The sequence below is a fragment of the Thermomicrobiales bacterium genome, from assembly GCA_037045155.1.
Taxonomy (GTDB): Bacteria; Chloroflexota; Chloroflexia; order Thermomicrobiales; family CFX8; genus JAMLIA01.
Window position 1 is genome coordinate 567,835 of the sequence record JBAOIG010000005.1, and the last position, 15,259, is coordinate 583,093.

Consider the following 15,259-nt stretch of genomic DNA (forward strand, 5'->3'; position numbering starts at 1 on the left):
GGCCGTTTCCAGCCTAATACGGCAGCAGGTAGACGACCGTGAAGATGATGATCCAGACAATATCGACAAAGTGCCAGTAGAGGCCGGCAATCTCGACGTTCAGTGAGCTGGATTTCGTGACCAGCCCTTTCTTGAACGACCCATAGAAGAGCGACAGCAACCAGATAACGCCCAGCGCAACGTGGGTGCCGTGGATACCGGTCAGCACGAAAAACGACGAACCGAACAGATTGGTGCTGATGCCCAGACCGGCGTGCTTGAACTCGGTGAACTCATAGATCTGCCCGCCGAGGAAGATCAGACCCAGCAGCGCCGTCGTCACAACCCAGACCCGGAACAGGTGGATCTTGCCCCGCTGGATCGCCGAGAGCGCCAGCACCATCGCCAGCGAGCTCATCAGCAGGACGAAGCTGGACAGTGACGTGAATGGGATGTTCAGAATGTCCCCGGGGTACGGCCCGACAACACTCCGGTTGCGCGAGACCATGTATCCGGCGATGAGCGCGCCGAAGAACATGCAGTCGGAGGCGAGAAAGGCCCACATCCCGAGCTTCCGGTTGTCGAGACCGGTTGTTGTTGGATGGTCCAGAACGTGATCAGCCATCGTTGCTGTTTCCTGCCCTCTTCAATCCGACTACTTCGCCGAGCGCGTTGCGGGCGCGGCAGCAACCGGTTCGTCATGCGATGTGCCATCACCAACTGCCGGCTGAAGGATCCAGCCAAAGACACCGATGAAGGCGATCGCGGCGCCAAGGACGATAACCACCGGGTTGATCAACAGTCCCAGGAACCCGATAGTAATACCGACCGCCAGGATCAGTGGATAGATCGACGCATTCGGCATATGGAACCCTGTCTCGGCGGGCTCATCGACCGGGTAGATGTTATGCATCCGCTCAGCATCCGTCGACTGCCCATGCTCTCCGGTGCCGTAGACATCGGGGTACTTCTCGGTCCATAGCGGAACGCGCGTCAACACCGTCGGGATATGGGCGAAGTTGTAGAACGGCGGCGGTGACGGGATCGACCACTCAAGCGTATCGGAGTCCCACGGATCGGCGGGGGCCTTCTCTCCGGTCGCCAGGCTCAGCAGCATATTCACCGTAAAGAGGATGAAGCCGAACACCAGAACGAACAGGCCCAGCGAGATAAACAGGTTCCATCCGCCCCAGCCGGTGCTCTCATCGTAGGTATAGATACGCCGCGGCATGCCCTCGAGGCCCACCCAGTGCATCGGCATGAAGACGAGGTTGAAGCCAACGAACATGAAGAAGAAGTGCGCCTTGGCCAGGCCTTCATGAAACATCTTGCCCGCCATCTTCGGGAACCAGTAGTACATCGCGCCCATCAGCCCGAACAGCGAGCCGCCGAACAGCACATAGTGGAAGTGCGCGACGACGAAATAGGAGTCCTGCTGCTGCGCGTCGACCGGCGGCGAGGCGTGCATGACGCCGGAAAGGCCGCCGATGATGAACATCGAGATCATGCCGATCATAAAGAGCATCGGCGACTTGAGGCTCAGGTGGCCGCCCCACATCGTGAAGGTCCAGTTGAAGATCTTCACACCAGTCGGCAGCGCAATCAGCATCGTCGTCAGACCGAACACCGAGGTGGGGACGGGCCCCATGCCAACGGTGAACATGTGGTGTGCCCAGACGCTGAATCCCAGGACGGCAATCGCTATGCCGGAGAAGATGACTGCCGAATAGCCAAACAGCGGCTTGCGCGAGAATACTGGCACGATCTCCGACACGATGCCAAAGGCCGGCAAGATCAGGATATACACCTCCGGGTGCCCGAACACCCAGAAGAGGTGTTGCCAGAGCAACGGGCTTCCTCCCGCTTCGGGAACGAAGAAGTTCGTGCTGAAGAAGCGGTCGAACATCAGAAAGGTGACACCAACCGTCAGCGCCGGGAAGGCCATGACGATCAGAACCGCAGTGATCAGCGTCATCCAGACGAACGGAGGCATCCGCATCAGAGTCATGCCCGGCGCGCGCATGTTGATGATCGTGACGATCATGTTGAACGAGGTCGCCAGCGATGACAGCCCGAGGATCTGAACCCCGAGAACCCACCAGTCAACGTTATGACCCGGAGAGAAGGCGCTGGATGTCAGGTTGGCATAGGAGAACCAGCCTGCGTTCGGCGCCCCGCCGGTGAACCAGCCGAGGTTGATGACGATCGAGCCGAACAGCAACACCCACCAGGAGAACGCGTTCAGCCGCGGGAAGGCGACGTCGCGCGCGCCGATCATCAGCGGCACCAGGTAGTTGAAGAACGCTGCCGACATCGGCATCAGCGCGAGGAAGATCATCGTCGTGCCGTGCATGGTGAACAGCTGGTTGAAGGTATCGGCCGAGACAAAGCTGTTGCTCGGCTTCGCCAGCTGGACACGCAGCAGCGACGCCTCAATGCCGCCGACGAACAGATAAAAGATCGACAAGAACAGATACATGATGCCGATGCGCTTGTGATCGACTGTCGTAATCCACGACCAGAGCCCCGTCGGCTCAGTGAGGGTCGTTTCGTGCACCGCCCCGACCTGAGAGGGGCGAGCGATCGCCCGCATTGCCATTGATATAACCCCTCGCTAGGTTCTACCCCTACCGCGCGACTATGCCTCGGCCCGCGTTATTGGCCGAGCGACTTGATATACGCGATGAGCTCCTGAATGTCCGCGTCGGTGACACGGCCCTCGAACGACGGCATGATCGGCTGGAAGCCCCCGACGACCTGCGCGTTTGGCTGCAGGATCGACTCCTTGATGTAGGCATCGTCAGCCGTCACCGAAGAGCCATCACTCAGCTTGACGCTGTGGTCGTAGAGTCCCTTCCAGGTCGGTCCAACGCTGGCAGTGCCATCCACAGAGTGGCAACCGGTGCAGCCAAGGCTCTGGGCCAGTTGCTGCCCCCCGCCGCCTGCGGTCGGATTCTTCTGCTCGTTGACCCAGGCATCGAAGTCAGCCTGCGTCTGAGCCTCGACCGTGAAGCGCATGAGCGCGTGGCCGAGACCACAGAACTCCGCACACTGCCCATGGTAGGTGCCGGCCTCAGCGGCCTCCAGCCACATCCGATTCGTTCGGCCGGGGATCAGGTCGGTCTTGCCGGCCAACTGCGGCACCCAGAACGAATGGATGACATCGTTGGACTGCAGGCTAATGTCGACGATTGTCCCGGTCGGGATGTGCATTGCGTTGGTGGTCTTGACTCCAAGCTCGGGATAGGAAAACTCGAAGTAGAACTGGTGGCCGATCACGTCGACCTTGAGCGGCGCCCCCTGATCGGTCGGCGGTTCGGCGAGATCCGCAATGATCTGCAGCGTGGGGATGGCGATAAAGACAAGAACCACGGCAGGAATGATGGTCCAGATGATCTCGAGCTTCGTGTTGCCGTGCACCGGCACAGGCCGCCCATGCGCTGTGCGCGGGGCTCGTCGGAAGCGGATGATCGTGTAGACCAGCAACCCCTCGACGAGGACGAAGACGATCGCAGCACCGATCCAGATCAGCCCGTAGACGTCCCAGATCCGGTCTGCTGCCTCGCCCTTCCTGATGAGAGTCGACTGCGGCGCGCTGCCACAGGCAGTGATCGCCAGAGTCAGCAGTGTCAGTGTAATGATGAGCAACGTCCGCGACAGATAGCCACGATGGCCTCCGCCCGGCCGTCGACCCTGAAGGCGACGAACCATTCCCCCACAAACCTTTCCCCGCGACGACGAACCCCCAGGAGATATGATGCAGGACTGTGTCAGACTGCCCAGTCTAGCATAGATGCCGGCTTCACTCGCCCACCGAACCCCAACCTTAGTACGGTCGACGAACCTGGCGCCTTCTGCAGGGAGATACTGGGTACTCCGCTGCGCCTAGCATAACCGACAAGCGGCAGATGCTCAACACCCCGACGATGAAACCATCCGAAAGTATGGGATCACCTCGCGGCCGAGCGATTCGACGGCCGCCAGAGGATCCGGCCCCAGCGGTGGCCCGAAGCTGAGATGGCGAGCGCCCATCGTCACCAATCCCTCCAGCCGCGGGATCAGGTCAGCCGGCGTGCCAACGACGCCGATGCGCAGCATTCGCTCGTTCACCAGCGCCCGCGCGCCCTCGGGATCTCGGTCGGTCATCAGTGCCCGCTCGATCGGCCGGAAGTCATCCTGGCGAACGCCGAGGCGATCCCAGATCAATGGGCTGAGCGCGTGTCCGTAGTAGGCAATCTTGTCACGCAACACACGCTCGGCGGCCTCGCGATCGTCCGACACCGAGCACCAGATGCAGGCCACCAGATCGAACGCGGCAAAGTCCCGGCCGGCCCGCGCGGCGCCATCGCGGATCAACGGCTCGACCGTCTCGTAGTGCTCTGGCGGGAAGAGCAGCGGAAGCACGCCATCGGCCAGCTCTCCCGCCAACTGCAGCATTCTCGGGCTGAGCGCCGCCAGATAGATCGGGATGCGCCGCGCGCCCCGGCGATCGCCGAACCGCAGATATGCCTCTGGCGTCCACCCAGGCGCTGGCTCGCCGTCGAGGACAGCGCGAAGCTGACGTAACGCGTCGCGGGTTGTCGCCAGCGGCCGATCTCGCTCGACGCCGATCCACTTAAGGAACTCCTCCGCGCCAGCGCCGATTCCGAGGTTGAAACGGCCGCCACTCAGCTCGTCGAGCGTCGCCGCAGCCATCGCGATCTCGGCCGGGTGCATCGAGTAGGGATTCAGGATGCAGGTTCCGATCTCGATCCGCTCAGTTGCCTGCGCCACAGCGGCCAGCACGACCGGCGCGGAGCGGAGGAACAAATCGTTGCTGACCCAAAGTTGGTCGAACCCCGCCCGCTCGGCGGCGCGCGCCAAGGTGACATACTCGTGGATCGGCAGATCGTTGTTCAGCCGCAATGAGAAGCGCACGCCTAGGCCTCGGACGACCGGATGATGGCCTCGGCCTCCATCTCGACCAGATACTTGTCGCCCACAAGTCGGCTGATCTCGACCAATGTATTCGCCGGCCGAGCGGTTGCGAAGTATCGCCCGTGAACGCGGCCGATCGCCTCCCAGTCATCGACGTTTGTCACGTAAATGCGGGTGCGCACGACATCGTCCAGGCTCGCTCCGGCCGAGATAAGCGCTCGCTCGATCTTACGGATAATGTGGTCCATCTGAGCCGCCGGGTCACCCACACCAACGACGTTTCCCTCATCATCGGTCGCGGTGGTGCCGGAGACGTGCACAAACGGCCCGACTCGCACCGCCCGTGAATATCCAACACGCTCCTCCCAGACCGTCCCCGACGAAAACTGCTGTCGATCCATCTGCATCGTTCACTCCGCTCATATCCCCTGTGCCATCGGCCATCAGTATCCCACGCGCCCCACCACGCTATGCCTGCGGTGCTCGAAACAGCCATGATGACACGTTCGGAGACGGTGCTATGATCGGAAGCAGGCGCACACCGGCTCGCAATCCATCGTCGATGGAAGGAGCATCATCCATGAAGGGACGCAATCGGCAGGGCCGCGAAACCCGCAAGGTGAAGAAAGAGAAACCCGCCCCGAAGCCCAATGCGCATGTCGAGCACATCCCTGGCAAGGCGATCACCCAGCCGCAAACGAAGCACTGAGGACTGGGCGAGCCCTCATTCGCGGACTGGAGGACACGCCGCCCTCCCTCAGAGTTGGGGGAAGGCGGTGAACTCGACCTGATGGCCGGTGGGATGGCGCACGCCGCTATTCTTCGCGGACAAGATGGACCGACCGAAAGCGCTTCTTGCCCACGCGCAGGACGAGGACATCGTCGAGACCACTGGCCGGCATGTCCACATTCTCGACGCGCTCGCCGTTGACGCTCAGGCCGCCCTGCGTCGCCAGTCGGCGCACCTCGTTGCGTGATGTCGCCAGGCCGGCAGCGATAACAACCTCGGCAAGCGTAGTATTCGCAGTTGCTCGGAATTTGACTAAGATCCCCAGATCCTCTTCGGCAGTGATCGTACCTGAGTCCGCAAAGAATAAGGTTCGTGTTTGGGCAACTGCTGCCTCGGCGGCGTCAGTACCATGGGTTAGCGCCGTCGCCTCCCAGGCTAGCACCCGCTTCGCCTCGCGGAGGGCTTGGCCCGACACGGAGGTCAGGTCGACGATACGATCCTCCGGCAGAAAGGTGAACATGCGTAGGAATCGGGCGACATCGTCGTCGGTCGTATTGATCCAGAACTGGTAGTAATCGAACGGGCTGAGCATGTTGGCGTCCAGCCACATCGCGCCGCTGACCGACTTGCCCATCTTGCGCCCGTCGCTGGTCGTGATCAGAGGCACGACGAGGCCGTAGGCTTTGCCGCCGTCGGCGCGCCGGATCAGGTCCACTCCGGCGGTGATGTTGCCCCATTGGTCGGAACCGCCGGTCTGGAGGATACAGCCGTGCTCTCGGAAGAGATGCAGGTAGTCGTAGGACTGCAGCACCCGGTAGTTGAACTCGATGAAGCTGAGGCCGGTCGTCTCCAGCCGCTGGCGGTAGGTCTCGGCGGCCAGCATCTCATTCACCGAGAAGTGCCGGCCGATATCGCGGAGAAATGGGATCAGTTGCAGCTTGAGCAGCCAGTCGGCGTTATTGATCAGCAACGCTGGCGGATTGTCGCCAAAGCGGGCGCCCTCGAAGTCCAGGTAGCGATCGAACTGCGCCCTGATCCCGACGAGGTTGGCCTCGATCGCTTCGATCGTCAGCATCTGGCGCATCTCATCCTTGCCGGACGGATCGCCGATCATCGTCGTGCCGCCGCCGGCCAGCGCAATCGGCCGATGGCCGAACTGTTGGAGGCTGGAGATCATCATGATCGAGACGAGGTTGCCGGCGTGCAGGCTGCGAGCGGTCGCGTCGTAGCCGTTGTAGAGCGTAACGACTCCAGATTCAAACGCCTCGCGGAGGCCAGCCTCGTCGGTCACGTCCTGCACGAACCCGCGCTTGCGCAGGTAGTCAATCGGGTTGACCCCCGCTTTGCGTGCTAGCTCCGGCGCCCGCTCCATTGTCGTCGTCATGCTCGTCGCTCCACCTGCCCAGCCTGCCACCCACGCGGCCACGCCCGCGCGGTCGATCTTCTAAGGATAGAGGATGTATGGTCGCGGTGTCGCAGACGGCGTTCGGGGCCGGCGGGCCGGCCCCGGACGCGTGAGGATCGCTCAGGCAGCGCTCGAAACAACCGCTCGAGGCTGCGCTTCCTCCGCGACAGCGGGTTCGCGCCAGCCCCGCCAGGCAGCGTACCCGAGCGCCCCAGCGCCGACCGTCGCGGCGACGGTCGCGATCAACCCGCCGATCCAGGGGATCAGACCGATGATGCCGAATGTCAGCACGCCGAGCACCGCGCTCAGATACGGTCGCTCCGGTCGCTGACTCCAGCCAAACCGGCGCGCCAGCCAGTTGCCAATTGCTGTCGCCGCGACCAGGTAGCCGAGGAACCACAGCGTTGGCAACAGGAAGATCAGCACTCCGAGCCCGAGGGGAATGCCAACGATTGTCAGCAGTAGAGAAACAGCCAGGATCGGCAGACCGATGAATAGAATCGCCGCCCAGCCGATCGACCCAGCCGGCTTCTGGCCAAGCAACCCGGACGCGCGTTCCAGTTGACGCCCGCCAACCGCCGCGAAGATCAGGCCGGCGACGACGAGTACCATCGTCATGCCGATCCAGAAGACGATGCTGAAGAGCGCGGCGTCCCAGTAGCTGAAGCCCTCTATTCGGTCGATCGAGCCGGTGACGACCGCGCCGTCCTCACGAACGACCTCGCCACGCCAGAGGCTGATATCGCCCGTTTGCGAGCCAGCCAGCAGGTGGAGCGTTCCACGAGCGACGACCACGTCGCCATTGACGACGCCAGAGACCCAGGCATCGCCATCAATGACAACCAGCGCCTCGGTCACCGTTCCGTCGATCCGCGCATCGTCGCTAATGACGACGACCGTGTCGGCGCGCTGGCCGGCATCGATCGTGATCGGCCGATTGACCTGCAGGATGAAATCGCTCACATCGTTGCCATCGGCAGCGAACACAACCGACGGAATGAGTGCGATCAGCAACACGACGAGCAACAACGACAGGCGTGAGATGAGCTTCACGTTGCGCTCCTTTCGACACGTTCGACCCACAGCGCGCGAACCGGGCTGGCTCGCGTCGCGCGAATATTGTGTGCCATTTCACCTGAGAAAGGCATAACATCCTGGGCGCCAGCGTGTCATTTGCGTAACAGGATGGCCAGGCTCCGGCCTGTGGCAATCGACGCGAAGCATCGCATCCGCTCGCGCCAGCGACGTTGCCACGATCTCCCGCGCGACCCGGAGGCGGACCCGGTGTGTTGCGAGCTGCGGCGCCAGCCGGGATGGTTCAGTCTGGCTCGTCGCCGGTGAGCGCGGGGATGATGAACACAACGCGAAGCCCGCCGTCCTCGGGGCGTTCGATCCAGATCCGCCCTCCGTGGGCCTCGACAACGACCCGGGCGAGATAGAGGCCCAGGCCCATTCCCGGCGCGTTCGATCGCCGAGCGCTTGCGGCGCGATGAAATCGCTCGAAGACGAGGGGCAGATCGTCCTCGTCGATTCCGGGGCCGTAGTCGCGCACAGCGAACTCGACCCATTCGCCGCGCGCCCGCGCCAGAACCTCGATCGGCAGGCCGGCCGGAGTGTATTTCACCGCGTTGTGGATCAGGTTGCGCAGCACCTGGTCGATCCAGTCGGGATCGGCGTCGAGCATCAGGCCCGGCTCGCTCGATGTAGAGAATGCGCGATCTTCGGCAAGCTGCCGCTCCGCGTCGACCGAATGCTGAATCAGCGAGCGGACGAGTGTCGGCTCGGTTTCGAGGGGGTGCCGGCCGGCACGGATATTCGAAAGCTGAACCATGTTCTCGATCAGGCTCGCCAGCCGGCGACTCTCCGAGGCGATGTCGCTGAGGAAGGCGTGCCGGCTCTCCGCGTCGAGCGCGCTCCAATCGCGCAGCAGCATCGTCGCGCCGCCCTGGATCGTCGTCAACGGCGTGCGGAGCTCGTGGGAAACCAGCGAAAGGAAGTCATCCTTGAGCTGTTCGGCGTCCTTGATCTGGCTGATGTCCTGGAACACGACGACGGCGCCGCTCACCATTCCGGTCGAATCCCGCAGCGGAGTGCTGTTAACCAGGATCGTGATCTCGTCACCGTTCGGGCGCAGCAACCGGAGCTCATGGCGCGCAACGGTTTCTCCATCGAGGAGTGAACGAACCATCGGGATGCCGTAGCGCTCGACGGGCGTGCCATCGGCGTCGAACCGCGGGTTACGCGAGAGAAACTCGTCCACCGAAATCGGCGTCGTGATCGCCCACCCCAACAGCTCGGATGCCTGGGAGTTAGCCATCGTCACCTCCTCCTCCGGCCCTGGCTCGAGGAGGAGAATCGCCTCCGGCAACTGGTCGATGATCGTGCGCAATCGTTCCTGCTGAAGCTCGATCGCCGAATACAGCCGCGCGTTCTCGATCGCGACGGCGGCGTGACGCGCGAGCAGCTCGACGAGGCGGGCATCCTCGTCGGTAAACTCGCCGCCAAAGCGCTTCTCGGTCAGATACAGATTTCCAAGCACGTGGCCGCGGGCAACAATTGGCACTCCCAGAAAGCTGCGCATCGGCGGATGATTCGGGGGAAATCCGACCGACGCCGGGTGCGTGGACAGATCGACCAGTCGAATCGTGCGCGGTTCGGCAAGGAGCAACCCGAGGATACCGCGCCCTCGCGGCGGATGCCCGATTCGGCCCTCCTCGGCCTCGGTCATGCCCGATGTCAAGAACGACGTCAGCTCGCCGTCGGGGCCGGGGATGCCGAGCGCCGCGTAGCGCGCGCCGGCCAGCTCGGCTGCCAGATCCACGATCCGTCGGAGGACGGTGTTGAGCTCTAGCTCGCTGGTGACGGCCAGGACCGAACGACTGACGACCTCGAGCTGCGACGCGAGATTCAGGCGGCTACGCTCATTCTCGATCGCCTGGCGAAATCCGACCGAGGCTGCGTGGAGCGCCGCGATCGCGCGCCCCTCAGCATCCGAATCCAGCGTCGCGACGTCAGACTGATTGTCGATCGGCCGGCGGTATGGGCCAAGGACGACCACCGAATCGCGACTCGCGTCGTACCGGGTGGCCAGATAGCGATGATAGTTGATCTGCGTCTCGACGGTGCCAAGGCCGTGTTGCACGGTGGCTGCCATTATCTCGCGTCGGACAGCAGCCGGGGCGCTGGCAAGCAACGACACCGGCACGCCAATCGCCCTGGAGAGCGCCTCGGTGACCGGCTTGATGACACTGAGGGGCATTAGCCCTCCTCGCCCGGTGGCTCCATCCGGTAGCCGACCCCGGGAAAGGTGCGGATCAGCGGGTTTTCGTTGTCCTGGTCATCCAGCTTCTTGCGGATACGGCTCACCCATGTGCGCAGATAGTAGGTCTCGTCGCGGAACTCCGGCCCCCAGATGCGCGAAAGAAGCTCGCTGTGGAGCATCACCCGGCCGGCGTTGGAGGCGAGCTGATAGAGCACCTCCCACTCGGTCCGGCTCAGCTGGATCTCTGCGCCGTTCACGATCACATTGCGATTGACCAGGTCGATCGTGACGCGGGGATACTCCAGGATCTGGCTGGCCGGGGTTGCGCCGCCGGCCGAGCGGCGGAGGATCGCCGCGATCCGGGCCGAGAGCTCGTCGGGATCGAACGGCTTCGTGACATAATCATCGGCGCCCTGATCCAGGCCGCGGATCTTGTCGGCCCCGCTCGCCCGCGCTGTCAGCAGGATGATCGGCACGTTGGATACCTGGCGGATGCGCTTCATGGCCTCCAGCCCGTCCACCACCGGCATCATAATATCGAGCACGACGAGATCCGGCCGCTCGCGTTCGGCAGACTGGACTGCTTCCTCGCCGTTCGTCGCCGTGACGACGGCATAGCCGTCGGTCTGCAACTTCGCCCGCACCAGTCGCAGGATCGGCGCATCGTCATCAGCAACAAGGATCATATGCTTGCGCACGCAGCCACTCTCACTCTCACCCGCGTTGCCGCAAATCACGGTGCAATTCTAGTCTATTGCACGAGCGCAGGAGAGAACCCTCGTGCCGCAACGGAAAGCGCCGAGCTTCGAAACGTACACGAAACTGTAACGACCCCCGTTCGACAGATCACACAGCCGAAACATCTGCTCGCTTAGGCTTTATCTGATGCGTGACATTTCGACCTGTCAGGGTCGGGCAGATATATGCGCCGTGAAGACGAATGGAGAGATAGAGACGTGAAGACGGTGATCGTGCCGCTGGACGGGTCGGAGCTATCGCAACATGCGGTGAGCCTGGCAACCACACTCGCGCGTGCCCGTCGGGGCTCTATCACCCTCGTGCACGTCGTCGATGAGCCAGCGTTCAGTGATCTTCCGCCGGCCATGACCGTTGAGGATCGCGCGAACGCAGAACAGTACCTCGCCTTCGTCGCCGCTTCGATCGGGGAGGGCGTGAAGGTGGAAACTCGCATCCTGACGGGCAATCCGACCGAGGAGCTTCTCCGCTTCGCCGACCGCACACCCGAAGCGATGATTGCGATGTCGTCGCATGGGCGCGGCGGCTTCGGGCGGGTCATGTTCGGCAGCGTCGCCGACAAGGTGATCCGCGGTTCGAAGGTGCCCGTTGCCCTGGTGCGAGATGAACACTCCGTGCGAAACGAGAACCTGAGGACGATTCTCGTGCCACTCGACGGCTCGCCGCTCTCGGAAACCGCGCTGCCCTACGCCACGGAGCTGGCCGCTGGCACTGGCGCGACGCTGGCGCTCGTCCGGGTCATCGACCCATTCTGGCAGGCCGCCTTTGTCGCCGAAGTCCCCGAGTCGGTCTATCTTTCCCAGCAGCAGATCGAGGAGCTGGAGGAGCAGTCCCGCGCCGAGGCACGCGCCGCCCTCGACGCAATGGCGACGCAGCTCCGCTCCGACGGGCTGAGGGTTGTCTGGGAGGTTCGCTCCGGACGCCCGGCAGACGAGATCGCGCGGGTTGCCGAGACGACCGACGCAGACCTGATCCTCATCTCCACCCACGGCCGCGGAGGCTTTCGCCGCTGGGCCTTCGGCAGCGTCACCAACGAGCTGCTCCATCGTGGCACAACTCCGATCCTGGCGATCCCGCCCGGCGCACACGCCCGCGAGATCACCGAGCCAGCTCGATCGGCCATCGCAAGCTGAATGATCTGTCCGGGCGAGGCGGGCACGGGTTGGTGAGCCATCAACCCGCGACTGCCCCTGCCGGCACAACGGAATGAGCGAGGAATGAACACCAGATCCAATGGCTGGTCGAGGCGATATGACCAGAAGCTTCGCTCGGCGGGAGGCGCTGTTGCGCTTGTGAAGAGCGGCCAGCGGGTTTTCGTCCAGGGTTCCTGCGCGACCCCGCACGCTCTGCTTACGGCGCTGGCCGGCCGGGCTGGCGAGCTACACGATGTCCGATTGGTTCACCTGCACACGGAAGGCCCATCGCCGTTCCTTCAGGCCGAGGCGCAAGCAAGCTTCCGGCACGAGGCGCTGTTCGTCGGCTCGAACGTCCGCGAGGCAGTCAATGCCGGGCAGGCCGACTATATCCCGATCTTTCTCTCGGAGGTGCCGTTGCTATTCAGCTCGGGCCACCTGCCGATCGACGTCGCGCTGATCCACGTTTCACCGCCTGATAGCCACGGGTTCTGCTCGCTCGGGGTCTCGGTCGATGTCACAATGGCGGCGTTGCGCTGTGCGCGAACGGTGCTCGCCCAGGTCAACACATCGATGCCACGCACCCACGGCGCAGGCTTCATCCACGTCGATGACATCGACGCGATTGTCGAGATCGCCACCCCGCTGCCGATCGTCGAGCTGGCGATGCCGAGCGAGGCAGAGACGCAGATCGGCAAGCATGTCGCCGGGCTGATCGATGACGGCGCAACACTTCAGCTGGGGATCGGCAGCATCCCGAACGCGGTCCTCGCCCAGCTCGGCGGGCATCGCGACCTCGGCCTGCACACCGAGATGTTCTCCGACGGCGTCATTGATCTCGTCGAGCGAGGGGTTATTACCGGCGATCGCAACCCTCTCCACCCTGGCAAGCTGGTGACCTCGTTTCTGATGGGCACTCAGCGGCTCTACGACTTCGTCCACGATAACCCGCAAATTGTGATGCGGCCGGCTGACTACACGAATGACACGTCAGTGATTCGACGCAACTACAAGATGGTCGCGATCAATTCGGCGATCGAAATCGATCTGACCGGACAGGTTTGCGCGGCATCGATCGGAGACCGTGTCTACAGCGGCTTCGGTGGGCAGACCGACTTCATCCGGGGCGCTGCGCTGGCCGAGGGTGGCAAAGCGATCATCGCGCTGCCGGCCACTGCCATGGGCGGCACATCGTCGCGAATCGTCCCCCGGCTCCGTGATGGCGCAATGGTGACACTGACCCAGGCGCACGTTCACTACGTCGTGACCGAGTACGGCGTCGCCTACCTCTACGGCAAGAACCTGCGCGAGCGAGCCGAGGCGCTGATCAGCATCGCGCACCCCGATTTCCGTAATGACCTCCGCGCGTTCGCCCGCGAGAGGAATCGGGGGTGACGGACTGCTCACCCCATCACCCCCGGGCCTGACCCTGAATGCCTGGCTGTCGGACTATCGCGCCGGCAGCCAGCGCTTATTGAGCTTTGCGACGACGGTGTACGCGGGGTCGAAGACATTGGCGATGTCGTACTCGATGGTCTGGCCGAGCAGGGTCGACGCGGAGCGGGTGTCGAGGCCATAGTCAGCGGCCAGCCAACGCACAAGCTCGGTCGTCGCAGCCTGCAGCGCCTCGTCGAGTGGGCGGGCATTGCCGATGGCCATGATGTAGTCGTCGTCGATCGTTCGGGGCCAGACAATGTTGCTGTGCTTGATGATCGAGACAGTGAACCGGACATCCATCGAGATCTCGACGCCGGTGCCGGCGATCTCACCATCACCCTGGACAGCATGCCCGTCGCCGATATGGAAGAGCGCGCCCGGGACAGCAACCGGGAAGATGACAGTGACACCCGGGCGATGCCCGCGATAGTCCATGTTGCCGCCGTGCTGCGCCGAAGTCGCGGTCCCGATAGCCTGCCCGCCGGCCGGCGCGACGCCGAAGCAACCGATCATCGGCTCGAGTGGCAGCGCGAGCCGACCCAGCGTCGCCTCCAACTCGGGGTCGGTCAGCGTCACGACGCCGGCCGCAACATCGACGTCCCAGTCAATCGTCCGTGGCTCGGGCAGTGTGCGGACGAACTCGGGGTCGAGGATGCGCTCGGCAATGAGCGACGAGCTCCATCCGCGCCGTCGGTTCGGCACGATCGAATCCAGCCGCACAGCCAGTGCATCCCCCGGCTCCGCCCCTTCGACATAGAAGGGACCACTCTGCGGGTTGCTGCCGCGATGAATGCGGTTGTCGGACGAGTCATGGCCCCCGGCGTCGATCGTTGTCGTCTCGACGCTGTCCCCATCTCCAATCCGCAGCGCAGGCTCATGGCTGCCAATCGTCGAGAAATAGTGATCCGGCGCAAAGCGATGCACAGTCATCGTTGGTCCCTCCCTCAATCCGTGCCTATCCGTTGCCGGCAGGATACGGGATTGCGGGCCGTGTCTCACCCCCCGGCTGTCGTTTGTTACAACACCAGCAGGCCGCGTCGAGCCGCGATAGCAACCGCTTCGGTGCGGCTGGCCGCGTCGAGCTTATCCAGGATGGCGGCGACGTGGAACTTGACGGTGTGCTCGCTGATCCCGAGCTCGACCGCGATCGTCTTGTTCGGCAGCCCGAGCGCGACCAGCGCGAGCACTTGCTGCTCTCGGTCGGTGAGGGTTTCATCCAGATCGAGCGGGGCAGGCGCCGTAACCGCCATCGGCGCGACAGCCGGATCGAGGACGACCAGTCCGCGCAGCGTCGCGAGGACGGCGGCCGCGAGCTCGTCTGGCCCGGCATCACGCGAGAGAATCGCCAGCCCACGGCCTGCCAGCTGCGCCATCCGCCTCCCGGTCGTGACGTCATCGACCAGCAGCACGAGCGCCGCCTCGGGGTGGCTGGCAGCCAGGCGGGAGGGGTATTCGGTGTCATCCGAATCCACGTCGATCACCAGCAGGTCGGGGGCTTCGAATGGCTCGAGGTCGCTGCCAATCAGATAGGCAACGACCTCGACTGTGTCGAGCGGGGCCAGCATCGCGCGCAGCCCGGCTCGCACCGACGGATAGGCCGATGCGATCGCGACACGGGCTGGCTGGCCGCCGCTCGACAC

Annotated in this window: 14 protein-coding genes; 3 read left to right on the top strand and 11 right to left on the bottom strand. The window is 63.6% G+C overall.

Annotation, left to right across the window (positions count from 1 at the left end):
• Positions 1 to 13 precede the first annotated feature (13 nt).
• The 5 genes from V9F06_12800 to V9F06_12820 form a co-directional block, all read right to left on the bottom strand.
• On the bottom strand, positions 14 to 604 hold the full coding sequence (locus V9F06_12800) for a cytochrome c oxidase subunit 3 (GenBank protein MEI2618485.1): 591 nt from the start codon (positions 602 to 604) through the stop codon (positions 14 to 16).
• Between the two features lie 30 nt (positions 605 to 634).
• Entirely contained in the window at positions 635 to 2,578 is a 1,944-nt protein-coding gene (ctaD, locus tag V9F06_12805) for a cytochrome c oxidase subunit I (GenBank protein ID MEI2618486.1), read from the bottom strand.
• Positions 2,579 to 2,634: 56 nt separating this feature from the next.
• Entirely contained in the window at positions 2,635 to 3,690 is a 1,056-nt protein-coding gene (coxB, locus tag V9F06_12810) for a cytochrome c oxidase subunit II (protein ID MEI2618487.1), read from the bottom strand.
• Between the two features lie 201 nt (positions 3,691 to 3,891).
• Positions 3,892 to 4,896 (bottom strand): LLM class flavin-dependent oxidoreductase, encoded by a 1,005-nt coding sequence (locus V9F06_12815; GenBank protein MEI2618488.1) that lies wholly within the window; start codon positions 4,894 to 4,896, stop codon positions 3,892 to 3,894.
• 2 nt (positions 4,897 to 4,898) lie between these two features.
• Positions 4,899 to 5,303, bottom strand: a complete 405-nt coding sequence (locus tag V9F06_12820; protein ID MEI2618489.1) for a RidA family protein — start codon at positions 5,301 to 5,303, stop codon at positions 4,899 to 4,901.
• A gap of 173 nt (positions 5,304 to 5,476) precedes the next feature.
• Here V9F06_12820 and V9F06_12825 point away from each other — a divergent pair, with 173 nt between their 5' ends.
• Complete coding sequence (locus tag V9F06_12825) at positions 5,477 to 5,605, top strand: hypothetical protein (protein ID MEI2618490.1); 129 nt, start codon at positions 5,477 to 5,479, stop codon at positions 5,603 to 5,605.
• 106 nt (positions 5,606 to 5,711) lie between these two features.
• On the opposite strand, the gene tyrS is transcribed toward V9F06_12825, so the two are convergent.
• The 4 genes from tyrS to V9F06_12845 form a co-directional block, all read right to left on the bottom strand.
• The gene (gene tyrS / locus V9F06_12830) at positions 5,712 to 7,010 is read right to left on the bottom strand and encodes a tyrosine--tRNA ligase (protein MEI2618491.1); all 1,299 of its coding nucleotides are present in this window, start codon (positions 7,008 to 7,010) and stop codon (positions 5,712 to 5,714) included.
• A 141-nt stretch (positions 7,011 to 7,151) separates the two neighbouring features.
• On the bottom strand, positions 7,152 to 8,084 hold the full coding sequence (locus V9F06_12835; protein MEI2618492.1) for a hypothetical protein: 933 nt from the start codon (positions 8,082 to 8,084) through the stop codon (positions 7,152 to 7,154).
• A 265-nt stretch (positions 8,085 to 8,349) separates the two neighbouring features.
• Entirely contained in the window at positions 8,350 to 10,290 is a 1,941-nt protein-coding gene (locus tag V9F06_12840) for an ATP-binding protein (protein ID MEI2618493.1), read from the bottom strand.
• Positions 10,290 to 10,991 carry a response regulator transcription factor gene (locus tag V9F06_12845; protein ID MEI2618494.1) on the bottom strand — a complete coding sequence of 234 codons (702 nt, stop codon included), beginning with the start codon at positions 10,989 to 10,991 and terminating at the stop codon, positions 10,290 to 10,292. The genes V9F06_12840 and V9F06_12845 overlap by 1 nt, the downstream gene beginning before the upstream one ends.
• 258 nt (positions 10,992 to 11,249) lie before the next feature.
• Here V9F06_12845 and V9F06_12850 point away from each other — a divergent pair, with 258 nt between their 5' ends.
• Positions 11,250 to 12,182 (top strand): universal stress protein, encoded by a 933-nt coding sequence (locus V9F06_12850; GenBank protein ID MEI2618495.1) that lies wholly within the window; start codon positions 11,250 to 11,252, stop codon positions 12,180 to 12,182.
• A gap of 84 nt (positions 12,183 to 12,266) precedes the next feature.
• Positions 12,267 to 13,577, top strand: a complete 1,311-nt coding sequence (locus V9F06_12855; GenBank protein MEI2618496.1) for an acetyl-CoA hydrolase/transferase C-terminal domain-containing protein — start codon at positions 12,267 to 12,269, stop codon at positions 13,575 to 13,577.
• Between the two features lie 54 nt (positions 13,578 to 13,631).
• On the opposite strand, the gene V9F06_12860 is transcribed toward V9F06_12855, so the two are convergent.
• Both V9F06_12860 and V9F06_12865 read right to left on the bottom strand, forming a co-directional pair.
• Positions 13,632 to 14,549, bottom strand: coding sequence for an acetamidase/formamidase family protein (locus V9F06_12860; GenBank protein ID MEI2618497.1), 918 nt, complete (start codon positions 14,547 to 14,549; stop codon positions 13,632 to 13,634).
• 86 nt (positions 14,550 to 14,635) lie between these two features.
• Entirely contained in the window at positions 14,636 to 15,259 is a 624-nt protein-coding gene (locus V9F06_12865) for a response regulator transcription factor (protein ID MEI2618498.1), read from the bottom strand.